Source organism: Enterobacter sp. PGRG2, from assembly GCF_030291195.1.
In the GTDB taxonomy this organism is placed as follows: domain Bacteria; phylum Pseudomonadota; class Gammaproteobacteria; order Enterobacterales; family Enterobacteriaceae; genus Enterobacter_D.
On record NZ_CP127837.1, the window covers coordinates 1,399,367 to 1,422,471 of the forward strand.

At 55.6% G+C, this 23,105-nt stretch carries 17 protein-coding genes, 1 tRNA gene and 3 rRNA genes; 18 read left to right on the forward strand and 3 right to left on the reverse strand.

Features of this window, described 5'->3' with window-relative positions:
* The first annotated feature begins 43 nt into the window (after positions 1–43).
* From rmuC to tatD, 8 genes are all read left to right on the forward strand, one after another.
* Positions 44–1,504 (forward strand): DNA recombination protein RmuC, encoded by a 1,461-nt coding sequence (rmuC, locus tag QRD42_RS05995; protein ID WP_072571496.1) that lies wholly within the window; start codon positions 44–46, stop codon positions 1,502–1,504.
* A gap of 66 nt (positions 1,505–1,570) precedes the next feature.
* Positions 1,571–2,338 carry a bifunctional demethylmenaquinone methyltransferase/2-methoxy-6-polyprenyl-1,4-benzoquinol methylase UbiE gene (ubiE, locus tag QRD42_RS06000; RefSeq protein WP_072571497.1) on the forward strand — a complete coding sequence of 256 codons (768 nt, stop codon included), beginning with the start codon at positions 1,571–1,573 and terminating at the stop codon, positions 2,336–2,338.
* Between the two features lie 12 nt (positions 2,339–2,350).
* On the forward strand, positions 2,351–2,956 hold the full coding sequence (gene ubiJ, locus QRD42_RS06005; protein ID WP_072571498.1) for a ubiquinone biosynthesis protein UbiJ: 606 nt from the start codon (positions 2,351–2,353) through the stop codon (positions 2,954–2,956).
* Positions 2,953–4,599, forward strand: a complete 1,647-nt coding sequence (ubiB, locus tag QRD42_RS06010) for a ubiquinone biosynthesis regulatory protein kinase UbiB (protein ID WP_321988408.1) — start codon at positions 2,953–2,955, stop codon at positions 4,597–4,599. Before ubiJ ends, ubiB begins: the two co-directional genes overlap by 4 nt.
* 70 nt (positions 4,600–4,669) lie before the next feature.
* Positions 4,670–4,921, forward strand: coding sequence for a Sec-independent protein translocase subunit TatA (tatA, locus tag QRD42_RS06015; RefSeq protein ID WP_072571500.1), 252 nt, complete (start codon positions 4,670–4,672; stop codon positions 4,919–4,921).
* A 3-nt stretch (positions 4,922–4,924) separates the two neighbouring features.
* Complete coding sequence (gene tatB / locus QRD42_RS06020) at positions 4,925–5,464, forward strand: Sec-independent protein translocase protein TatB (RefSeq protein WP_072571501.1); 540 nt, start codon at positions 4,925–4,927, stop codon at positions 5,462–5,464.
* A gap of 2 nt (positions 5,465–5,466) precedes the next feature.
* A complete protein-coding gene (gene tatC / locus QRD42_RS06025) occupies positions 5,467–6,240 on the forward strand; it encodes a Sec-independent protein translocase subunit TatC (protein ID WP_321988409.1) in 774 nt (257 codons plus the stop codon).
* Between the two features lie 42 nt (positions 6,241–6,282).
* Positions 6,283–7,065: a 3'-5' ssDNA/RNA exonuclease TatD gene (gene tatD / locus QRD42_RS06030; protein ID WP_321988737.1), complete on the forward strand. Its 783-nt coding sequence runs from the start codon at positions 6,283–6,285 to the stop codon at positions 7,063–7,065.
* On the opposite strand, the gene rfaH is transcribed toward tatD, so the two are convergent.
* Positions 7,062–7,559, reverse strand: coding sequence for a transcription/translation regulatory transformer protein RfaH (rfaH, locus tag QRD42_RS06035; protein ID WP_072571516.1), 498 nt, complete (start codon positions 7,557–7,559; stop codon positions 7,062–7,064). The two genes, tatD and rfaH, sit on opposite strands and share 4 nt — an antisense overlap.
* A gap of 171 nt (positions 7,560–7,730) precedes the next feature.
* Between rfaH and ubiD the strand changes: the two genes are divergently transcribed.
* Positions 7,731–9,230 carry a 4-hydroxy-3-polyprenylbenzoate decarboxylase gene (gene ubiD / locus QRD42_RS06040; protein ID WP_199775949.1) on the forward strand — a complete coding sequence of 500 codons (1,500 nt, stop codon included), beginning with the start codon at positions 7,731–7,733 and terminating at the stop codon, positions 9,228–9,230.
* Positions 9,227–9,928, forward strand: coding sequence for an NAD(P)H-flavin reductase (fre, locus tag QRD42_RS06045; protein ID WP_072571505.1), 702 nt, complete (start codon positions 9,227–9,229; stop codon positions 9,926–9,928). The genes ubiD and fre overlap by 4 nt, the downstream gene beginning before the upstream one ends.
* A 119-nt stretch (positions 9,929–10,047) precedes the next feature.
* Here the strand turns inward: fre and fadA are convergent, their stop codons facing one another.
* Positions 10,048–11,211: an acetyl-CoA C-acyltransferase FadA gene (gene fadA / locus QRD42_RS06050; RefSeq protein WP_072571506.1), complete on the reverse strand. Its 1,164-nt coding sequence runs from the start codon at positions 11,209–11,211 to the stop codon at positions 10,048–10,050.
* A gap of 9 nt (positions 11,212–11,220) precedes the next feature.
* The gene (fadB, locus tag QRD42_RS06055) at positions 11,221–13,410 is read right to left on the reverse strand and encodes a fatty acid oxidation complex subunit alpha FadB (protein ID WP_321988410.1); all 2,190 of its coding nucleotides are present in this window, start codon (positions 13,408–13,410) and stop codon (positions 11,221–11,223) included.
* A 189-nt stretch (positions 13,411–13,599) separates the two neighbouring features.
* Here fadB and pepQ point away from each other — a divergent pair, with 189 nt between their 5' ends.
* From pepQ to rrf, 8 genes are all read left to right on the forward strand, one after another.
* Entirely contained in the window at positions 13,600–14,931 is a 1,332-nt protein-coding gene (gene pepQ / locus QRD42_RS06060; protein ID WP_321988411.1) for a Xaa-Pro dipeptidase, read from the forward strand.
* Entirely contained in the window at positions 14,931–15,545 is a 615-nt protein-coding gene (locus QRD42_RS06065; protein WP_321988413.1) for an IMPACT family protein, read from the forward strand. The genes pepQ and QRD42_RS06065 overlap by 1 nt, the downstream gene beginning before the upstream one ends.
* Positions 15,546–15,584: 39 nt before the next feature.
* Positions 15,585–17,036: a Trk system potassium transporter TrkH gene (gene trkH / locus QRD42_RS06070; RefSeq protein WP_072571510.1), complete on the forward strand. Its 1,452-nt coding sequence runs from the start codon at positions 15,585–15,587 to the stop codon at positions 17,034–17,036.
* A gap of 10 nt (positions 17,037–17,046) precedes the next feature.
* On the forward strand, positions 17,047–17,598 hold the full coding sequence (gene hemG, locus QRD42_RS06075; RefSeq protein ID WP_321988414.1) for a menaquinone-dependent protoporphyrinogen IX dehydrogenase: 552 nt from the start codon (positions 17,047–17,049) through the stop codon (positions 17,596–17,598).
* A gap of 374 nt (positions 17,599–17,972) precedes the next feature.
* Positions 17,973–19,512 (forward strand): 16S ribosomal RNA (locus QRD42_RS06080).
* A gap of 85 nt (positions 19,513–19,597) precedes the next feature.
* Positions 19,598–19,672: transfer RNA gene (locus QRD42_RS06085), tRNA-Glu, on the forward strand.
* Between the two features lie 209 nt (positions 19,673–19,881).
* Positions 19,882–22,787, forward strand: a 23S ribosomal RNA gene (locus tag QRD42_RS06090).
* A gap of 92 nt (positions 22,788–22,879) precedes the next feature.
* Positions 22,880–22,995, forward strand: a 5S ribosomal RNA gene (gene rrf / locus QRD42_RS06095).
* Together the 16S, 23S and 5S rRNA genes with 1 tRNA gene alongside form the textbook arrangement of a ribosomal RNA operon.
* The last annotated feature ends 110 nt before the right edge of the window (positions 22,996–23,105 follow it).

Sequence of the window (23,105 nt, forward strand, 5' to 3'; positions counted from 1 at the left end):
CAATCTTACTTTGCACCGGACAGTGATTTTTGCAGGGGAAGATGTGGATATTTCAATACTGTTAAGCGTGGCGGCAGCGCTGCTGGGCGGCGTCATGCTGGGATGGCTGGCCATGAAATCGCGCGCCGATCAGCTGCGGGCCGATCTGCTCGAAGATCGCCGGGAACTGGACATCGAATTAAGCGCGGCCAGACAACAGCTGGCGCAGAACCAGCACTGGCGCAACGAGTGCGAACTGCTGAATAACGAACTGCGCAGCCTGCGGGAAATTAATACCTCGCTGGAAGCCGATCTGCGCGAAGTCACCACCCGTCTTGAATCCACCCAACTGCATGCGGAAGACAAAATCCGCCAGATGATCAACAGTGAACAGCGCCTCAGCGAGCAGTTCGAAAACCTCGCCAACCGCATTTTTGAACAGAGCAACCGCCGGGTGGATGAGCAGAACCGCCAGAGCCTCGGCAGTTTACTGACGCCGCTGCGCGAACAGCTGGACGGTTTTCGTCGTCAGGTACAGGACAGCTTTGGGCAGGAGGCGCGCGAGCGGCATACGCTGGCGCACGAGATCCGCAATCTCCAGCAACTGAACGCGCAGATGGCGCAGGAAGCGGTAAACCTCACCCGCGCCCTCAAGGGCGACAATAAAACCCAGGGCAACTGGGGCGAAGTGGTGTTAACCCGTGTGCTGGAGGCGTCCGGCTTACGGCACGGTTATGAGTACGAAACCCAGGTCAGCATCGAGACCGACGCGCGGGCGCGTATGCAGCCGGATGTGATTGTCCGTCTGCCGCAGGGTAAAGACGTGGTGATTGACGCCAAAATGACGCTGGTGGCCTACGAGCGCTATTTTAACGCCGAAGAAGACTATACCCGCGAAACCGCGTTGCAGGAGCACCTCGCCTCGGTGCGCAGCCACATTCGTCTGCTGGGCCGCAAGGATTATCAGCAACTACCAGGGCTGCGTTCGCTGGATTACGTGCTGATGTTCATCCCCGTCGAACCCGCCTTTTTGCTGGCGCTCGATCGGCAGCCGGAGCTGATCAACGAAGCATTGAAAAACAATATCATGCTGGTCAGCCCTACCACCCTGCTGGTGGCGCTGCGCACCATTGCTAATCTCTGGCGCTACGAGCATCAAAGCCGCAACGCCCAGCAGATCGCCGACCGCGCCAGCCGCCTGTACGACAAAATGCGGCTGTTTGTGGATGATATGTCGTCCATCGGCCAGGGGCTGGATAAAGCGCAGGATAACTACCGCCAGGCAATGAAAAAACTGACTTCCGGACGCGGCAATCTGCTGGCGCAGGCCGAGGCGTTTCGCGGGCTGGGGGTGGAGGTCAAACGCGAGATTAATCCGGATTTGGTTGAACAGGCCACCGCTCAGGACGAGGAGTTTCGTTTGCGTGCCGGTGAGCCGGACGCTGAAGAATCTCAGGAAGACAATGAATTAGCCACGCGGGCCGCGGTGAATGACAGCCCGGAGCGCGTATCGCAAGGCGGTTGAAACATAGGGCAATTGCGCCCAATCTGTTACACTTCACGAACAATTTCTTGATAAGCAGGCACTGAGATGGCGGAAGATCGACAAGAAACTTCACAGGACACGACCCACTTTGGTTATCAGACCGTCGCCAAAACGCAGAAAGCTGACATGGTGGCGCACGTATTTCATTCCGTGGCGGCAAAATACGATGTCATGAACGATCTGATGTCCTTTGGCATCCATCGTTTATGGAAGCGTTTTACGATCGATTGCAGCGGCGTACGCCGTGGGCAGAAAGTGCTCGATCTGGCAGGCGGCACCGGCGATCTGACGGCGAAATTCTCGCGTCTGGTGGGTGAAACCGGGCAAGTGGTGCTGGCGGATATTAACGACTCGATGCTGAAAGTGGGCCGCGACAAGCTGCGTAATATTGGCGTCATCGGCAACGTTGAATATGTACAGGCGAATGCCGAAGCGCTGCCGTTCCCGGACAACACCTTTGACTGCATTACTATCTCCTTTGGTCTGCGTAATGTGACGGACAAAGAGAAAGCGCTGCGTTCAATGTTCCGCGTGCTGAAGCCGGGTGGCCGTCTGCTGGTGCTGGAATTCTCCAAACCAGTTATCGAGCCGCTGAGTAAAGCCTATGACGCCTACTCGTTCCATATTCTGCCGCGCATCGGCGAACTGGTCGCCAGCGACGCCGGTAGCTATCGTTATCTGGCGGAATCCATTCGTATGCATCCCAATCAGGATACGCTGAAGGCGATGATGCAGGACGCGGGCTTTGAAAATGTCGATTACTACAATCTGACCGCCGGTATCGTTGCCCTGCATCGTGGTTATAAGTTCTGACAGGAGTCTGCCATGCCCTTTAAGCCTTTAATGACCGCCGGGATAGAGCGTGTGCTTAATACGTTTTTATACCGTCCTCAGGCCCTGAAACCTGCACGCCAGCGCTTACAGGGCAAGGTGCTGCGTATTGTCGTCAAAGAGCTTTCCACGCCGCTGGTGCTGGCGTTCAGCGAGCGTCAGCTTGATGTGCTGGGCGAGTGGGAGGGCGAAGCAGACTGTACGGTTATTACCCGACTGCGCGTCCTGCCGACCCTGCGCGATCGTAAACAGCTCACCTCGCTTATCCGTAGCGGCGAGCTGGAAGTGCAGGGCGATTTGCAGGTGGTGCAAAACTTCGGGGCATTAATGGATCTGGCCGAGTTTGACGCGGCGGAGCTGTTAGCGCCCTGGACCGGTGATATTGCCGCCGAAGGCATCAGCCAGGCGCTGCGCGGCGGTACCGCCTTTGTACGCAAAAATTTTCAGCGCCAGCAGCAGTATGTCGCCGAAACCCTGACCGAGGAGTGGCGTATGGCGCCCGGCGCGCTGGAAGTGGCCTGGTTCGCAGAAGAAACCGCAGCTATCGCGCGTTCGGTTGACGCGTTAACCCACCGTCTAGAAAAACTGGAGGGCAAATGACGCCTGGTGAAATTCGGCGCCTTTACTTCATCATCCAAACTTTTTTGAGTTACGGGCTTGATGAGCTCATCCCCAGAATGCGTCTTACCATGCCGCTTCGCCTCTGGCGCCGCACGCTGTTCTGGATGCCAAACCGCCATAAAGATAAAGAGTTAGGTCACCGCCTGCGCCTCGCGTTACAGGAATTAGGCCCGGTGTGGATCAAATTTGGACAGATGCTCTCCACCCGCCGCGACCTTTTCCCGCCGGTCATTGCCGACCAGCTTGCCATGTTGCAGGACCGCGTGGCGCCTTTCGATGGCGCGCTGGCTAAGCGACAAATCGAAAAAGCGATGGGCGGTATTCCTGTTGAAACCTGGTTTGATGATTTTGACATCAAGCCGCTGGCGTCGGCGTCTATTGCGCAGGTGCATACCGCCCGGCTGAAAGAGAACGGCAAAGAGGTGGTCATCAAAGTGATCCGCCCGGACATTTTGCCGGTCATCAAAGCCGATATGCGCCTTATCTACCGCCTTGCCCGCTGGGTGCCGCGCTTGCTGCCGGATGGTCGCCGTTTGCGTCCGCTGGAAGTGGTGCATGAATACGAAAAAACGCTGATCGACGAGCTGAATTTACTGCGCGAAGCCGCTAACGCTATCCAGCTACGCCGCAATTTCGAAGACAGCCCGATGCTCTACGTGCCGGAAATTTACTCCGACTATTGCAGCCAGGACATGCTGGTGATGGAGCGTATTTACGGCATCCCCATCAACGACGTGGCGGCGCTGGAGAAAAACGGCACCAATCTGAAGCTGCTGGCAGAGCGTGGCGTACAGGTGTTCTTTACTCAGGTGTTCCGCGACAGCTTCTTCCATGCGGATATGCATCCGGGCAATATTTTTGTCAGCTATGAACATCCGGAAGATCCGCAGTATATCGGTATCGACTGCGGCATCGTGGGTTCGCTGAATAAAGAAGACAAGCGCTATCTGGCCGAGAACTTTATCGCCTTCTTTAACCGCGACTACCGTAAGGTGGCGGAATTGCATGTGGATTCAGGCTGGGTACCGCCGGACACCAACGTGGAAGAGTTCGAGTTCGCTATCCGCACAGTCTGCGAGCCTATCTTCGAGAAGCCGCTGGCGGAGATCTCCTTTGGTCACGTGCTGCTGAATCTGTTCAATACCGCGCGCCGCTTCAATATGGAAGTGCAGCCGCAGCTGGTGCTGCTGCAAAAGACGCTACTGTATGTGGAAGGGGTTGGCCGCCAGCTCTATCCGCAGCTCGATTTATGGAAAACCGCGAAACCTTTCCTTGAATCCTGGATCAAAGATCAGGTAGGCATTCCGGCGCTGATCCGTTCGCTGAAAGAAAAAGCGCCGTTCTGGGTGGAAAAAATGCCGGAACTGCCGGAGCTGATTTACAACAATCTGCGCCAGAGCAAGCAGTTGCAGCACAGCGTGGAGCAAATCTCCCGTGATCTGCACGTTAACCATATGCGTCAGGGGCAATCGCGCTATTTGTTCGGCATTGGGGCAACGTTGATACTCAGTGGTACATTATTGCTGATTAACCGCCCTGAGTGGCAGTCGGCCCCGGCCTGGCTGATGGCGGGCGGGCTGGTCATCTGGCTGATTGGCTGGCGTAAGACGCGCGCAATTTGATCGTTCACAACGGGCCGCTTAACGTATACTGTGGCCCGGTTTATTCATCATTTATCACTGGGGATAAGGTATGGGTGGTATCAGTATTTGGCAGTTACTTATCATCGCCGTCATCGTTGTGCTGCTGTTCGGCACTAAAAAACTCGGTTCGATTGGTTCAGATTTAGGCGCATCGATCAAAGGCTTCAAAAAAGCCATGAGCGATGATGACAAACATGCAAAACCGGCAGAAGACGCGGATTTTACGGCGAAATCCATTGCTGAAAAGCCGGATGATGTGAAGAAAGAAGACGCGAAGCGTCACGATAAAGAGCAGGTGTAATTCGTGTTCGATATTGGCTTTGGTGAATTAGTTCTGGTTTTCGTTATCGGCCTCATTGTTCTGGGGCCGCAACGTCTGCCAGTGGCGGTTAAAACGGTGGCAGGCTGGGTACGCGCGCTGCGCTCCCTTGCCTCTACCGTACAAAATGAACTTGCCCAGGAGCTTAAGCTTCAGGAATTTCAGGACAGCCTGAAGAAAGTTGAAAAAGCCAGTCTGGATAATCTGACGCCGGAACTGAAAGCCTCCATGGATGAACTGCGTGAAGCGGCGGAATCGATGAAGCGCTCCTACAGCGCTAACGATCCGGAGAAAGAGAGCGATGTCGCGCATACCATCCATAATCCGCTGGTAAAAGATAACGAAGCGCAGCATGAAGGCATTACGCCAGCCACGGCAGAAAATCAGGCCAGCGCGCCGGAACAGAAGCCGTCGACGGAGCCTGAAGACAACGCTGTCCGGCCGAACGATGCCGCTGTCGTGAAAAGTCCCGTACAGGCAGCGCCTGCTTCCGATTCAACCCCTTCGACGAGTGGTAAATCTTAAACATGGCTGTAGAAGATACCCAACCGCTGATCTCGCATCTGATTGAACTGCGTAAGCGTCTGCTGAACAGCATTATCGCCGTGCTGCTGATTTTTCTGGCGCTGGTCTATTTTGCCAATGACATTTATCAACTGGTGTCGGCCCCGCTGATCAAGCAGATGCCGGAAGGCGCCACCATGATCGCCACCGATGTGGCATCGCCGTTCTTCACGCCGATCAAGCTGACCTTTATGGTGTCGCTGATCCTCTCTGCGCCGGTTATTCTCTACCAGGTGTGGGCATTTGTGGCGCCGGCGCTGTACCGGCATGAACGCCGTCTGGTGATCCCGCTGCTGGTTTCCAGTTCGCTGCTGTTTTACATCGGGATGGCGTTCGCCTATTTCGTGGTCTTCCCGCTGGCGTTTGGCTTCCTGACGCATACCGCGCCCGTTGGCGTGCAGGTTTCAACAGATATTGCCAGCTACCTTGATTTCGTCATGGCGTTGTTTATGGCCTTTGGCGTGTCCTTTGAAGTGCCGGTGGCTATTGTGCTTATCTGCTGGATGGGCGTGACCACGCCGGAAGAACTGCGCAAGAAACGCCCTTATGTATTAGTGGGGGCGTTTGTGGTCGGGATGCTACTGACGCCGCCGGATGTTTTCTCGCAGACGCTGCTGGCGATCCCGATGTATTGCCTGTTTGAAATCGGCGTATTCTTCTCGCGGTTCTACGTCGGCAAGCGGCGTTTCCGCAGCGACGAAAGCGAAGAAGACGACAGCGAAAGTACAAAAGAGTAATCAATGACCGCCCGCAAGGGCGGTTTTCATATGGAGGACGGCATGTTTGATATTGGGGTCAATCTGACCAGTTCGCAGTTTGCTAAAGACAGCGACGAGGTTGTGGCGCGGGCTTTCGCCGCGGGCGTCAACGGCATGCTGCTGACCGGGACGAATCTGCATGAAAGCGAGCAGGCACAGCAACTGGCACAGCGTCATGCGCATTGCTGGTCCACGGCGGGTGTACATCCTCACGACAGCAGCCAGTGGGAGGCAAACACCGCAGAGGCGATTTTCGCGCTGGCCCGTCAGCCGGAAGTGGTGGCGATTGGCGAATGCGGGCTGGATTTTAACCGCAATTTCTCACCGGCAGCCGATCAGGAAGCGGCTTTTTCCGCACAGCTGGCGATTGCCGCAGAGCTGTCGATGCCGGTGTTTTTACACTGTCGCGATGCCCATGAACGTTTTCTGGCGCTGCTGACGCCGTGGCTGGATAAGCTGCCGGGCGCGGTGCTGCACTGTTTTACCGGATCGCAGGCCGAGGCGGAGGCGTGTCTGGCGAAAGGGTTATATCTGGGTATCACTGGCTGGGTATGTGATGAGCGTCGTGGCGCGGAGCTGTGCGCCGTGGTGCCGCGCATCCCGGCTGACCGGCTGCTGGTGGAAACGGACGCGCCTTACCTGCTGCCGCGCGATCTCAAACCCAAACCCGCCTCGCGACGCAATGAGCCTGCGTATCTGGGACATATAGTTGAGCGCATTGCGGCCCTGCGCGGTGAAACGGCAGAGGCGGTGAGCAACGCCACGGATGCGAACGTAAAGCAGCTGTTTGGCGTGACGTTTTAAGCCGGATCGGCTTTGCGGAACTCAGTGTTCTTCACGCTTTGCAGCACTTGCTTGTTGAGGAAGTTGAGCAGCAGCATGGAGCGTGCTTCGCCATCCGGCTCGGTAAAGATGGCCTGCAGGCCGGTAAAAGCGCCTTCGGTGATCACCACATTGTCACCCGCGTATGGCGTATCGGGATCGGTGATCCCTTCCGGCTGACAGGTGGAGAGTTGTTCAATGACCGTGGGCGGCACCGTCGCCGGGCTGGCGCCAAAACGCACAAAATGGCTGACGCCGCGCGTGGCGCTGATGGTCGTGGTATGAATGATTTCCGGATCAAACTGGACGAACAGATAATTAGGGAAAAGCGGTTCATTGACGCGGGTACGTTTACCGCGCACCATTTTTTCCAGCTCGATCATCGGCGTCAGACAGTTGACGGCCTGGCGTTCAAGGTGTTCCTGAGCGCGCTGAAGCTGTCCCCGTTTGCAATACAATAAATACCAGGCTTGCATCATCATCCTTCCCTTGTGTTCGGGCGCAAGGATACCACAATCGCGTTGTTGATTATATCGGGTGCGGGCGACGCGTTTGCAGTGAGTTTTACGCTTATTTAACAAAATTACAGCATCACGCGGGCGTTCGCCGTATAATAATCCGCTTACAGAGAGGCCATGATTAACTGCATGAAATACCACGACCTACGCGACTTTATGGCGCTGCTCGAACAGCAGGGCGAACTCAAACGCATCACGTTTCCGGTTGACCCCCATCTGGAGATTACCGAGATAGCCGACCGCACCCTGCGTGCCGGTGGCCCGGCGCTGTTATTCGAAAATCCCAAAGGTTACTCCATGCCCGTGCTGTGCAATTTATTTGGCACACCGCGCCGCGTGGCGTTAGGTATGGGGCAGGAAGATGTCACGGCGCTGCGTGAAGTTGGCAAGCTGCTGGCCTTTTTAAAGGAGCCGGAGCCGCCGAAAGGGTTTCGCGATCTGTTCGATAAGCTGCCGCAGTTTAAGCAGGTGCTCAACATGCCGACGAAACGTCTGCGTGGCGCGCCCTGCCAGCAAAAAGTGGTGCAGGGCGATGCCGTCGATCTGACGAAAATCCCTATCATGCAGTGCTGGCCGGATGACGCCGCGCCGCTGATCACCTGGGGGCTGACGGTCACCCGTGGTCCGCACAAAGAGCGGCAGAACCTCGGCATCTATCGCCAGCAGTTAATCGGCAAGAATAAACTCATCATGCGCTGGCTGTCGCATCGCGGCGGCGCGCTGGATTACCAGGAGTGGTGCAACGCCCGTCCCGGCGAGCGCTTCCCGGTGGCAGTGGCGTTGGGCGCTGACCCGGCGACGATTTTGGGTGCCGTAACCCCGGTGCCGGACACGCTGTCTGAATATGCCTTTGCGGGTCTGCTGCGCGGGACGAAAACGGAAGTGGTGAAGTGTATTTCCAGCGATCTGGAAGTGCCCGCCAGCGCGGAAATCGTCCTTGAAGGCTATATTGAAGCGGGCGAAATGGCGCCGGAAGGGCCGTATGGCGACCATACGGGCTATTATAACGAAGTGGATAATTTCCCGGTCTTCACGGTGACGCACATTACGCAGCGTGACGATGCGATTTATCATTCCACTTATACCGGCCGTCCGCCGGATGAACCGGCGGTGCTGGGCGTGGCGCTGAACGAAGTGTTCGTACCGATCCTGCAAAAGCAGTTCCCGGAGATCGTCGATTTTTATCTGCCGCCGGAAGGCTGTTCCTATCGCCTGGCGGTAGTAACGATTAAAAAGCAGTATGCCGGACATGCCAAGCGCGTGATGATGGGCGTGTGGTCATTCCTGCGCCAGTTTATGTACACCAAGTTTGTGATCGTGTGCGATGACGACGTCAATGCCCGCGACTGGAACGATGTGATTTGGGCGATCACCACCCGTATGGACCCGGCCAGGGATACGGTGCTGGTAGAGAACACGCCGATAGATTATCTGGACTTTGCCTCACCGGTTTCCGGTCTTGGTTCAAAAATGGGCCTGGATGCCACCAACAAATGGCCCGGCGAAACCCAGCGTGAATGGGGACGACCGATTGTTAAGGATCCTGCGGTGACGGCGCGTGTCGACGCCATCTGGGATGAACTGGCCATCTTTAATGACGAGAACAGACCCGACAGAGGGAGCGCATGACAACCTTAAGCTGTAAAGTGACCTCGGTAGATGCTATTACCGATACGGTATATCGCGTCCGTTTAGTGCCGGAAGCAGACTTTTCCTTCCGCGCGGGACAGTATCTGATGGTCGTGATGGACGAGCGCGACAAACGCCCCTTTTCGATGGCCTCCACGCCTGATGAGCGTGAGTTTATTGAACTGCACATCGGCGCATCTGAACTCAACCTCTATGCCATGGCGGTAATGGATCGGATCCTCAAAGAAAATGAGATCCTGATTGATATGCCTCACGGCGACGCCTGGCTGCGCGATGACGAAGAGCGCCCGCTGATTTTGATCGCCGGCGGCACCGGCTTCTCCTACGTGCGTTCCATTCTGCTGACGTCGCTTTCGCGCAACGCCAACCGCGATATCACCCTGTACTGGGGCGGGCGCGAAGAGAAGCACCTTTACGATCTGGCCGAGCTGGAAGCGTTATCGGTGAATCACCCGAATCTGCGTATTGAGGCGGTGGTTGAGCAGCCGGAAGAGAACTGGCGCGGGCGCAGCGGCACGGTGTTAACGGCGGTGTTGCAGGATCACGGTACGCTGGCGGGACACGATATTTATATCGCCGGACGCTTCGAGATGGCGAAAATCGCCCGCGACCTGTTCTGTAACGAACGCGGCGCGCGTGAAGACCGTCTGTTTGGCGATGCGTTCGCGTTTATTTGATTTTTTTCCCTCACTCCGACCCTCTCCCCAGGGAGAGGGTGAAAGTAACGGGAAATTACCAATAAAAAACCCGCCCCTGACAGGCGGGAAAAACGGCAACTAAAACGTTTTTACTTTACTCAGACTCGCTCAAATACCGTCGCGATGCCCTGACCTAAACCGATACACATGGTGGCCAGGCCAAACTGCGCGTCTTTGCGTTCCATCAGATTCAGCAGCGTAGTGCTGATTCGCGCCCCAGAACAGCCCAGCGGATGCCCCAGCGCGATCGCGCCGCCGTTGAGGTTGATCTTCTCGTCGATCTGCTCCATCAGCCCCAGATCTTTAATGCACGGCAGGATCTGTGCGGCAAAGGCTTCGTTCATTTCAAACAGATCGATATCGCTGGCAGTCAGCCCGGCTTTTTTCAGCGCCAGTTTTGAGGCCGGAACCGGGCCGTAACCCATAATCGACGGATCGCAGCCAACCACCGCCATGGAACGAATACGGGCGCGGGGTTTCAGACCCAGCTCGCGGGCGCGGCTTTCGCTCATCAGCAGCATGGCGGCAGCGCCGTCGGACAGGGCGGAAGAGGTGCCCGCCGTAACCGTACCGTTCGCCGGATCAAAAGCCGGTCGGAGAGTGGAAAGCGCCTCCACCGTGGTTTCCGGGCGGATCACTTCGTCGTAATTAAACTGTTTCAGCACGCCGTCCGCATCGTGGCCGCCGGTCGGGATGATTTCATTTTTAAATGCGCCGGACTGCGTGGCCGCCCAGGCACGGGCGTGAGAGCGGGCGGCAAACTGATCCTGCATTTCACGGCTGATGCCATGCATACGGGCCAGCATTTCAGCGGTTAAGCCCATCATGCCCGCTGCTTTCGCCACGTTACGGCTGAGGCCTGGGTGGAAATCGACGCCGTGATTCATCGGCACATGGCCCATGTGTTCCACGCCGCCAATCAGACAGGCCTGCGCATCGCCGGTCATGATCATACGCGCAGCGTCGTGCAGCGCCTGCATTGACGAACCGCACAGGCGGTTGACGGTGTTCGCCGGTACCGAATGCGGGATCTCCGCCAGCAGCGCGGCGTTACGGGCGATGTTAAAACCCTGCTCCAGCGTCTGCTGAACGCAGCCCCAGTAAATATCGTCAAGCGCGGCGGCTTCCAGCTGCGCATTACGCGACAGCAGGCTGCGCATCAAATGGGCGGAGAGATCTTCCGCCCGCACATGGCGGAATGCGCCCCCTTTTGAACGGCCCATCGGGGTACGGATCGCATCAACAATGACTACCTGTTCCATCGTCACTCCTTAAGCCGTCTGTGTTTCAATCACCGGGCGAGCAGGCTCAGCCAGGGGATAATAGGGTTCGTTATGGCGCGCTTTTTCATGCAGTCCTTCCGGCACCTGATAGAGCGGGCCGAGATGCTGATACTGCTGGGCCATATCGAGATATTTTGCGCTACCCTGGGTGTCCAGCCAGCGGAATGCGCCGCCATGGAACGGCGGGAAGCCAAGGCCGTACACCAGCGCCATATCCGCTTCGGCGGGGCTGGCGATAATGCCTTCTTCCAGACAACGCACCACTTCGTTAACCATCGGTATCATCATGCGGGCGATAATTTCTTCATCGGAGAAATCACGCTTCGGCTGACTGACGCCTGCCAGCAGTTCATCCACTGCGCTGTCTTCTTCTTTCTTCGGCTTGCCTTTGCTGTCTTCTTTATAACGCCAGAAGCCCTGACCGTTTTTCTGCCCGAAACGACCGGCGTCAAACAGCGCTTCGATAGCATCACGGTAATCTTTCTGCATACGCTGCGGGAAGCCTTCTGCCATCACTGCCTGGGCGTGGTGGGCGGTATCAATACCTACGACATCCAGCAGGTACGCCGGGCCCATCGGCCAGCCGAACTGTTTTTCCATCACTTTGTCGATTTTGCGGAAGTCCGCGCCGTCGCGCAGTAACTGGCTGAAACCGGCAAAGTAGGGGAACAGCACGCGGTTGACGAAAAAGCCCGGGCAGTCGTTAACCACAATCGGGGTTTTGCCCATTTTGCTCGCCCATGCCACCACTTTGGCGATGGTGCTGTCGGCGGTTTTCTCGCCGCGAATGATCTCCACCAGCGGCATACGGTGCACCGGGTTAAAGAAGTGCATCCCGCAGAAGTTTTCCGGGCGTTGCAGCACGCTGGCCAGTTCGCTAATCGGAATGGTGGAAGTGTTGGACGCCAGTACCGTATCCGGACGCACGCGGCTTTCCGTTTCGGTGAGCACCGCTTTTTTCACCTTCGGGTTTTCCACCACCGCTTCGACAACCACATCAACGCGCTCAAAGCCGGCGTAATCCAGCGTCGGGTGGATAGTCCCGATCACCCCGGCCAGCTTCAGGCCGTCAATTTTTCCGCGCTCAAGCTGTTTATTCAGCAGCTTCGCGGCTTCGTTCATGCCGAGGGTGAGGGATTTGTCGTTGATATCTTTCATGATCACCGGCACGCCTTTCCAGGCGGACTGGTAAGCGATGCCGCCGCCCATGATGCCTGCGCCCAGTACAGCGGCCTGTTGCGGGGCGTCCGTGTCTTTGGTGAGTTTTTTGGCCTGGCCTTTGACGTACTGGTCGTTAAGGAAGATGCCGACCAGCGCGCGGGCTTCGTTAGTGTGGGCCAGCGGTACGAAGCTCTGGTTTTCCAGCTTCAGCGCTTCTTCGCGGCCATATTTCGCCGCGGCCTCGATGGTTTTTACTGCCGTGAGGGGGGCCGGATAATGTTTTCCGGCGGTCTGCATCACCATGGCTTTGGCGATGGAGAAACTCATGGCGGCTTCAATTTTGCTTAATTTAAGCGGTTCGAGCTTCGGCTGGCGTTTGGCTTTCCAGTCCAGATCGCCATTAATGGCCTGACGCAGGATCGCCACCGCGCCGTCGCGGAGTTTTTCCGGCTTCACGATGCCATCCACCAGGCCAATTTTCAGTGCCTGTGCGGCATCCACGTCTTTACCGGCGGCAATAATTTCCAGCGCGCTGTCTGCGCCCAGCAGGCGCGGCATACGCACTGAACCGCCAAAGCCCGGCATGATGCCCAGTTTGGTTTCGGGCAGGCCAATGCGCAGCTCCGGGGTGGCGAGACGGTAATCGGTCGCCAGCACGCATTCACAGCCGCCGCCGAGGGCGTAACCGTTCACGGCCGAAATGGTCGGCACCGGCAAATCTTCCAGACGGTTAAATACGCTGTTGGCGAAATGCAGCCACTGGCTGAGCTGTTCCTGCGGCACCTGGAACAGGGAAAGGAATTCGGTGATGTCGGCACCGACAATAAAGGCCGCTTTGTCTGAACGCAGCAGCAGCCCTTTTAAATCCGCTTGTTTTTCCACCACGCCGAGCGCCTCGCCGAGGCTGGCTACGGTTGCCGTGTCGAGCTTGTTGACTGAGCCTGGCGCGCTGAACACCAGTTCGGCAATGCCGTCTTCCAGCCAGTCGAGGTACAGGGTATCGCCTTTGTAGAGCATGTCAGTCTCCTGAATCCAGCATCATTACTGGTCTTACCAGATGAGACGGAGTGTGGTTTTTATGTTAATAAATTGCAAATGACTCTTTAAAAAGTTGCAGCACCGATCACGCTTAGCGGAAATCACGCAGCCTTTCGCTCCTGTGCTAAGATGCGAACAATTCAGGCTAAAACTAGCGAAGGGAATATCATGGAATCACTGGCCGCACTCTATAAAAATCATATTGTTACGTTACAGGAACGCACCCGCGATGTTCTGGCCCGCTTTAAGCTGGATGCGCTGCTCATCCACTCCGGCGAGCTGATGAATGTCTTCCTTGACGACCATGCTTATCCGTTTAAGGTCAACCCGCAGTTCAAGGCGTGGGTGCCGGTTACGCAGGTGCCTAACTGCTGGCTGCTGATGGATGGGGTGAACAAACCGAAACTGTGGTTCTATCTGCCGGTGGATTACTGGCACAACGTGGAACCGCTGCCGGTGTCATTCTGGACCGAAGAAATCGACATTATCGCGCTGCCGAAAGCCGACGATATCGGCAGCCAGCTGCCTGCGGCGCGCGGCAATATCGCCTATATCGGGCCGGTCACGGAACGTGCTGCCGCGCTTGAGATCAAAGCGGAACATATCAACCCGAAAGGGGTGATCGACTACCTGCATTATTATCGCGCTTATAAAACCGACTATGAGCTGGCCTGTATGCGTGAAGCGCAGAAGACCGCCGTGATGGGCCATCGCGCCGCCCATGAAGCCTTCCAGTCCGGGATGAGTGAGTTCGATATTAACCTCGCCTATCTGACCGCCACCGGGCATCGTGATATCGATGTGCCCTATGGCAATATTGTGGCGCTGAATGAACACGCGTCTGTGCTGCACTATACGAAGCTGGATCACCGTGCGCCGTCTGAAATGCGCAGTTTCCTGTTGGATGCTGGCGCAGAATACAACGGTTATGCCGCGGATCTTACCCGTACCTGGGCTGCGAACAGCGATACCGATTTTGCCCAGCTCATCAAAGACGTTAATGAAGAACAGCTGGCGCTGATCGGCACCATGAAAGCGGGCGTCAATTATGTGGAGTACCACATCCAGTTCCATCAGCGCATCGCGAAACTGCTGCGCCGTCATCAGATCGTCACCGATATGAGCGAAGAGGCGATGGTGGAAAACGATCTGACCGGGCCGTTTATGCCGCACGGTATTGGTCACCCGCTGGGACTTCAGGTGCACGATGTCGCCGGATTTATGCAGGATGACACGGGTACGCACATGGCTGCGCCGTCAAAATATCCTTATCTGCGCTGCACGCGTGTGATGCAGCCGCGCATGGTGGTGACCATTGAGCCAGGGATTTACTTTATTGAGTCTCTGCTGGCGCCGTGGCGTGAAGGGGCGTTCAGCAAGCACTTCAACTGGCAGAAGATTGACGCGCTTAAACCGTTCGGCGGCATCCGCATTGAAGACAACGTGGTGATCCATGAAAACGGCGTGGAAAACATGACGCGGGATCTGAAGCTGGCGTAATGGAAAGCTGGCCGATACCGGCAGAGCCGGTTACCGTTACGGAAGAGATCAAAAAGAGCCGCTTTATCACGCTGCTGGCGCATACCGATGGCGTGGAGGCGGCAAAAGCTTTTGTTGAGTCGGTACGGGCGGCCCACCCGGATGCGCGGCACCATTGTGTCGCCTGGGTGGCTGGCGCGCCGGACGATTCGCAGCAACTGGGTTTCTCGGATGACGGTGAACCGTCGGGCACGGCCGGCAAACCGATGCTGGCGCAGCTGATGGGCAGCGGCGTCGGCGAAATCACCGCCGTGGTGGTGCGCTACTATGGCGGTGTTTTATTAGGGACGGGCGGGCTGGTAAAAGCCTATGGCGGCGGAGTGCAGCGTGCGCTGAATCAGCTCACCACCATCCGCAAAATGCCATTAACCGCATATACTTTGAGCTGTGATTACGCCCAGCTGGCGGGTATTGAGTCGCTGCTTTTACAGTTCGAAGGAAAGATCGTCGACAGTCAGTATCAGGATCTGGTGCACCTGCGGGTAGCGCTTCCGCACAGCAGACTGGATGAATTTTCGGCAAAGCTGGCGGATTTTAGCCGTGGTTCATTGCAATTACTGGCGATTGAAGAATAATCCCCACCTCATTTCTTACTACCTAAGGACGCGGCAGAGATGCATTTCCGTGCCATAACCCGAATTGTTGGACTGCTGGTCATTTTATTTTCCGGGACCATGATCCTGCCCGGACTGGTCGCTCTCCTTTACCGTGACGGTGCGGGGCGCGCATTTACACAAACCTTTTTTGTGGCGCTGGCGATTGGTTCGCTGCTGTGGTGGCCCAACCGCCGCCAGAAGGGCGAACTGAAATCCCGGGAAGGCTTTCTGATCGTCGTGCTGTTCTGGACGGTGCTGGGCAGCGTGGGGGCATTGCCCTTTATTTTCTCTGAACGCCCAAACCTGACGGTCACCGATGCGTTTTTTGAATCTTTCTCCGGTTTAACCACCACCGGGGCGACGACGCTGGTGGGGCTGGACACGCTACCGCATGCCATCCTGTTCTACCGGCAGATGCTGCAATGGTTCGGCGGTATGGGGATCATCGTGCTGGCGGTGGCCATTCTGCCTATCCTCGGGGTCGGGGGGATGCAGCTCTATCGCGCGGAAATGCCCGGCCCGCTGAAAGATAACAAAATGCGCCCGCGTATTGCCGAAACGGCGAAAACCCTGTGGCTTATCTATGTCCTGCTGACGGTGGCCTGTGCGCTGGCGTTATGGTTTGCCGGGATGCCCGCTTTTGATGCTATCAGCCATAGTTTCGCCACCATCGCCATTGGCGGTTTCTCCACCCATGACGCCAGCGTGGGTTACTTCGACAGTCCGACCATTAACACCATTATCGCTATTTTCCTGCTGATCTCCGGCTGTAACTATGGCCTGCACTTCTCTTTATTAAGCGGTCGCAACCTGAAAGTGTACTCGCGCGATCCGGAATTCAGGATGTTTATCGGCGTGCAACTGACGCTGGTGTTCATCTGTACGCTGGTGCTGTGGTTCCACGATGTGTACGACTCGGCGGTCACCACCCTTAACCAGGCTTTTTTCCAGGTGGTGTCGATGGCGACGACCGCCGGATTTACTACCGACAGCATCGCGCGCTGGCCGCTGTTCCTGCCGGTACTGTTACTCTGTTCGGCTTTTATTGGCGGCTGCGCCGGGTCAACGGGGGGCGGGCTGAAAGTGATCCGTATCCTGTTACTGTTTAAGCAGGGCAACCGTGAACTGAAGCGTCTGGTCCACCCGAATGCGGTTTACAGCATCAAGCTGGGGAACCGTGCGTTACCGGAACGTATTCTGGAAGCGGTATGGGGGTTCTTCTCCGCGTATGCGCTGGTGTTTATCGTCAGTATGCTGGCCATCATTGCTACCGGCGTGGACGATTTCTCCGCATTTGCCTCCGTGGTGGCAACGCTGAATAACCTCGGCCCGGGGCTGGGCGTGGTGGCTGATAACTTTGCCAGTATGAATCCCATCGCCAAGTGGGTGCTCATCGCCAACATGCTGTTTGGTCGTCTTGAAGTCTTTACGTTGTTGGTGCTCTTCACCCCAACGTTCTGGCGTGAATAAGGAAGCTTTTGTGAAAACGTTAATATTGTTCTCCACCCGGGACGGGCAAACGCGTGAAATTGCCTCTTTTATAGCATCCCAGCTTAATGAGCTTGGCGTGCATGCGGATGTGGTGAATCTGAATCGCGCCGATGCGATCAACTGGGCTGAATATCATCGTGTCGTGATTGGGGCATCAATTCGCTACGGACATTTTCATCCGGCAGTGGACCGCTTCGTTAAAAAGCACCTGCAGGAGCTGAACGCGCGACCGGGTGCTTTCTTCTCGGTGAACCTGGTGGCGCGTAAGCCGGAGAAGCGTACGCCGCAGACCAACAGCTATACCCGCAAGTTCCTGCTTAACTCGCCATGGCAGCCAGACCAGTGTGCCGTGTTTGCGGGGGCGCTTCGTTATCCGCGTTATGGCTGGCTTGATCGCGTCATGATCCGTCTGATTATGAAAATGACGGGCGGTGAAACGGATACCAGTAAAGAAGTGGTGTATACCGACTGGGATAATGTCGCCGCTTTCGCCCGTGATATCGCTCATTTAACCCAAAAATCGCCGTTAAATCAGGCGTAACGCCTGGAAATTGAGCGGTTAAAAAGTTTTTTGCATTTTAGACTTGTCAGCCCGGAATAACTCCCTATAATGCGCCACCACTGACACGGAACAACGGCTTACAGGCCACCGGGTCAGAAGGTCTTCCTCCGGGAATGGCCGGCAGAGAAAAGCAAAATAATCGCTTGACTCTGAATGAGGAAAACGTATTATACGGGACCTCGCGACAGAGCGCCAAAGCGCGTCGCAACTGCTCTTTAACAATTTATCAGACAATCTGTGTGGGCACTCAAGGACATGGATTCTTAAACGTCGAAAGACGCTAAATGAATACCAAGTCTCTGGAGTGAACATACGTAATTCATTACGAAGTTTAATTCACGAGCATCAAACTTAAATTGAAGAGTTTGATCATGGCTCAGATTGAACGCTGGCGGCAGGCCTAACACATGCAAGTCGAGCGGTAGCACAGAGAGCTTGCTCTCGGGTGACGAGCGGCGGACGGGTGAGTAATGTCTGGGAAACTGCCTGATGGAGGGGGATAACTACTGGAAACGGTAGCTAATACCGCATAATGTCGCAAGACCAAAGAGGGGGACCTTCGGGCCTCTTGCCATCAGATGTGCCCAGATGGGATTAGCTAGTAGGTGGGGTAACGGCTCACCTAGGCGACGATCCCTAGCTGGTCTGAGAGGATGACCAGCCACACTGGAACTGAGACACGGTCCAGACTCCTACGGGAGGCAGCAGTGGGGAATATTGCACAATGGGCGCAAGCCTGATGCAGCCATGCCGCGTGTATGAAGAAGGCCTTCGGGTTGTAAAGTACTTTCAGCGGGGAGGAAGGTGTTGTGGTTAATAACCACAGCAATTGACGTTACCCGCAGAAGAAGCACCGGCTAACTCCGTGCCAGCAGCCGCGGTAATACGGAGGGTGCAAGCGTTAATCGGAATTACTGGGCGTAAAGCGCACGCAGGCGGTCTGTCAAGTCGGATGTGAAATCCCCGGGCTCAACCTGGGAACTGCATCCGAAACTGGCAGGCTTGAGTCTTGTAGAGGGGGGTAGAATTCCAGGTGTAGCGGTGAAATGCGTAGAGATCTGGAGGAATACCGGTGGCGAAGGCGGCCCCCTGGACAAAGACTGACGCTCAGGTGCGAAAGCGTGGGGAGCAAACAGGATTAGATACCCTGGTAGTCCACGCTGTAAACGATGTCGACTTGGAGGTTGTGCCCTTGAGGCGTGGCTTCCGGAGCTAACGCGTTAAGTCGACCGCCTGGGGAGTACGGCCGCAAGGTTAAAACTCAAATGAATTGACGGGGGCCCGCACAAGCGGTGGAGCATGTGGTTTAATTCGATGCAACGCGAAGAACCTTACCTACTCTTGACATCCAGAGAACTTAGCAGAGATGCTTTGGTGCCTTCGGGAACTCTGAGACAGGTGCTGCATGGCTGTCGTCAGCTCGTGTTGTGAAATGTTGGGTTAAGTCCCGCAACGAGCGCAACCCTTATCCTTTGTTGCCAGCGGTCCGGCCGGGAACTCAAAGGAGACTGCCAGTGATAAACTGGAGGAAGGTGGGGATGACGTCAAGTCATCATGGCCCTTACGAGTAGGGCTACACACGTGCTACAATGGCATATACAAAGAGAAGCGACCTCGCGAGAGCAAGCGGACCTCATAAAGTATGTCGTAGTCCGGATCGGAGTCTGCAACTCGACTCCGTGAAGTCGGAATCGCTAGTAATCGTGGATCAGAATGCCACGGTGAATACGTTCCCGGGCCTTGTACACACCGCCCGTCACACCATGGGAGTGGGTTGCAAAAGAAGTAGGTAGCTTAACCTTCGGGAGGGCGCTTACCACTTTGTGATTCATGACTGGGGTGAAGTCGTAACAAGGTAACCGTAGGGGAACCTGCGGTTGGATCACCTCCTTACCTGAAAGAACCTGCCTTGCAGTGCTCACACAGATTGTCTGATGAAAGTAATGAGCAAGACGGCTGCGAAGTCGTGACACCTCGTGTCCCCTTCGTCTAGCGGTTAGGACTCCGCCCTTTCACGGCGGCAACAGGGGTTCGAATCCCCTAGGGGACGCCACTTGCTGGGTGTGAGTGAAAGGCACAACCAATCAGTATCTCAAAACAGACTTCAGAGTCTCGTTTGAGATATTTGCTCTTTAAAAATCTGGATCAAGCTGAAAATTGAAACGACACGCTGTTTCTTTTCTCCGTAATAAGAAAAGAAAAATGGCGTGTTCGAGTCTCTCAAATTTTTGCAATCAGAAGTGAAACATCTTCGGGTTGTGAGGTTAAGCGACTAAGCGTACACGGTGGATGCCCTGGCAGTCAGAGGCGATGAAGGGCGTGCTAATCTGCGATAAGCGCCGGTAAGGTGATATGAACCGTTATAACCGGCGATACCCGAATGGGGAAACCCAGTGCAATCCGTTGCACTATCATGTCATGAATACATAGTGGCATGAGGCGAACCGGGGGAACTGAAACATCTAAGTACCCCGAGGAAAAGAAATCAACCGAGATTCCCCCAGTAGCGGCGAGCGAACGGGGAGGAGCCCAGAACCTGAATCAGCATGTGTGTTAGTGGAAGCGTCTGGAAAGTCGCAGGGTACAGGGTGATACTCCCGTACACAAAAATGCATATGTTGTGAGTTCGAAGAGTAGGGCGGGACACGTGGTATCCTGTCTGAATATGGGGGGACCATCCTCCAAGGCTAAATACTCCTGACTGACCGATAGTGAACCAGTACCGTGAGGGAAAGGCGAAAAGAACCCCGGCGAGGGGAGTGAAACAGAACCTGAAACCGTGTACGTACAAGCAGTGGGAGCCTCTTTATGGGGTGACTGCGTACCTTTTGTATAATGGGTCAGCGACTTATATTCTGTAGCAAGGTTAACCGTATAGGGGAGCCGAAGGGAAACCGAGTCTTAACTGGGCGTTAAGTTGCAGGGTATAGACCCGAAACCCGGTGATCTAGCCATGGGCAGGTTGAAGGTTGGGTAACACTAACTGGAGGACCGAACCGACTAATGTTGAAAAATTAGCGGATGACTTGTGGCTGGGGGTGAAAGGCCAATCAAACCGGGAGATAGCTGGTTCTCCCCGAAAGCTATTTAGGTAGCGCCTCGTGAATTCATCTTCGGGGGTAGAGCACTGTTTCGGCTAGGGGGTCATCCCGACTTACCAACCCGATGCAAACTGCGAATACCGAAGAATGTTATCACGGGAGACACACGGCGGGTGCTAACGTCCGTCGTGAAGAGGGAAACAACCCAGACCGCCAGCTAAGGTCCCAAAGTCATGGTTAAGTGGGAAACGATGTGGGAAGGCACAGACAGCCAGGATGTTGGCTTAGAAGCAGCCATCATTTAAAGAAAGCGTAATAGCTCACTGGTCGAGTCGGCCTGCGCGGAAGATGTAACGGGGCTAAACCATGCACCGAAGCTGCGGCAGCGACACTATGTGTTGTTGGGTAGGGGAGCGTTCTGTAAGCCGTTGAAGGTGGACTGTGAGGTCTGCTGGAGGTATCAGAAGTGCGAATGCTGACATAAGTAACGATAAAGCGGGTGAAAAACCCGCTCGCCGGAAGACCAAGGGTTCCTGTCCAACGTTAATCGGGGCAGGGTGAGTCGACCCCTAAGGCGAGGCCGAAAGGCGTAGTCGATGGGAAACAGGTTAATATTCCTGTACTCGGTGTTACTGCGAAGGGGGGACGGAGAAGGCTATGTTGGCCGGGCGACGGTTGTCCCGGTTTAAGCGTGTAGGTGTGTGTTCCAGGTAAATCCGGTTCACTCTAACACTGAGGCGTGATGACGAGGCACTACGGTGCTGAAGTGACAAATGCCCTGCTTCCAGGAAAAGCCTCTAAGCATCAGGTAACACAGAATCGTACCCCAAACCGACACAGGTGGTCAGGTAGAGAATACCAAGGCGCTTGAGAGAACTCGGGTGAAGGAACTAGGCAAAATGGTGCCGTAACTTCGGGAGAAGGCACGCTGGTGCGTAGGTGAAGTGACTTGCTCACGGAGCTGAAACCAGTCGAAGATACCAGCTGGCTGCAACTGTTTATTAAAAACACAGCACTGTGCAAACACGAAAGTGGACGTATACGGTGTGACGCCTGCCCGGTGCCGGAAGGTTAATTGATGGGGTTAGCGGCAACGCGAAGCTCTTGATCGAAGCCCCGGTAAACGGCGGCCGTAACTATAACGGTCCTAAGGTAGCGAAATTCCTTGTCGGGTAAGTTCCGACCTGCACGAATGGCGTAATGATGGCCAGGCTGTCTCCACCCGAGACTCAGTGAAATTGAAATCGCTGTGAAGATGCAGTGTACCCGCGGCAAGACGGAAAGACCCCGTGAACCTTTACTATAGCTTGACACTGAACACTGGTCCTTGATGTGTAGGATAGGTGGGAGGCTTTGAAGCGTGGACGCCAGTCTGCGTGGAGCCATCCTTGAAATACCACCCTTTAATGGCTGGTGTTCTAACGTGGGCCCGTAATCCGGGTTGCGGACAGTGTCTGGTGGGTAGTTTGACTGGGGCGGTCTCCTCCTAAAGCGTAACGGAGGAGCACGAAGGTTAGCTAATCCTGGTCGGACATCAGGAGGTTAGTGCAATGGCATAAGCTAGCTTGACTGCGAGCGTGACGGCGCGAGCAGGTGCGAAAGCAGGTCATAGTGATCCGGTGGTTCTGAATGGAAGGGCCATCGCTCAACGGATAAAAGGTACTCCGGGGATAACAGGCTGATACCGCCCAAGAGTTCATATCGACGGCGGTGTTTGGCACCTCGATGTCGGCTCATCACATCCTGGGGCTGAAGTAGGTCCCAAGGGTATGGCTGTTCGCCATTTAAAGTGGTACGCGAGCTGGGTTTAGAACGTCGTGAGACAGTTCGGTCCCTATCTGCCGTGGGCGCTGGAGAATTGAGGGGGGCTGCTCCTAGTACGAGAGGACCGGAGTGGACGCATCACTGGTGTTCGGGTTGTCATGCCAATGGCATTGCCCGGTAGCTAAATGCGGAAGAGATAAGTGCTGAAAGCATCTAAGCACGAAACTTGCCCCGAGATGAGTTCTCCCTGACTCCTTGAGAGTCCTGAAGGAACGTTGAAGACGACGACGTTGATAGGCCGGGTGTGTAAGCGCAGCGATGCGTTGAGCTAACCGGTACTAATGAACCGTGAGGCTTAACCTTACAACGCCGAAGATGTTTTGGCGGATTTGAGAGATTTTCAGCTGATACAGATTASTGTTTAATGCCTTAAGGCRTTAGACAGACAGAATTTGCCTGGCGGCACTAGCGCGGCGGTCCCACCTGACCCCATGCCGAACTCAGAAGTGAAACGCCGTAGCGCCGATGGTAGTGTGGGGTCTCCCCATGCGAGAGTAGGGAACTGCCAGGCATCAAAYAAAGCAGAAGGCCATCCTCACGGATGGCCTTTTTGCGTTTGGCGATCTCCCTGACGGCACCCTCCACACGACTAACCACAAGCGATCCCGCCATATATACGGT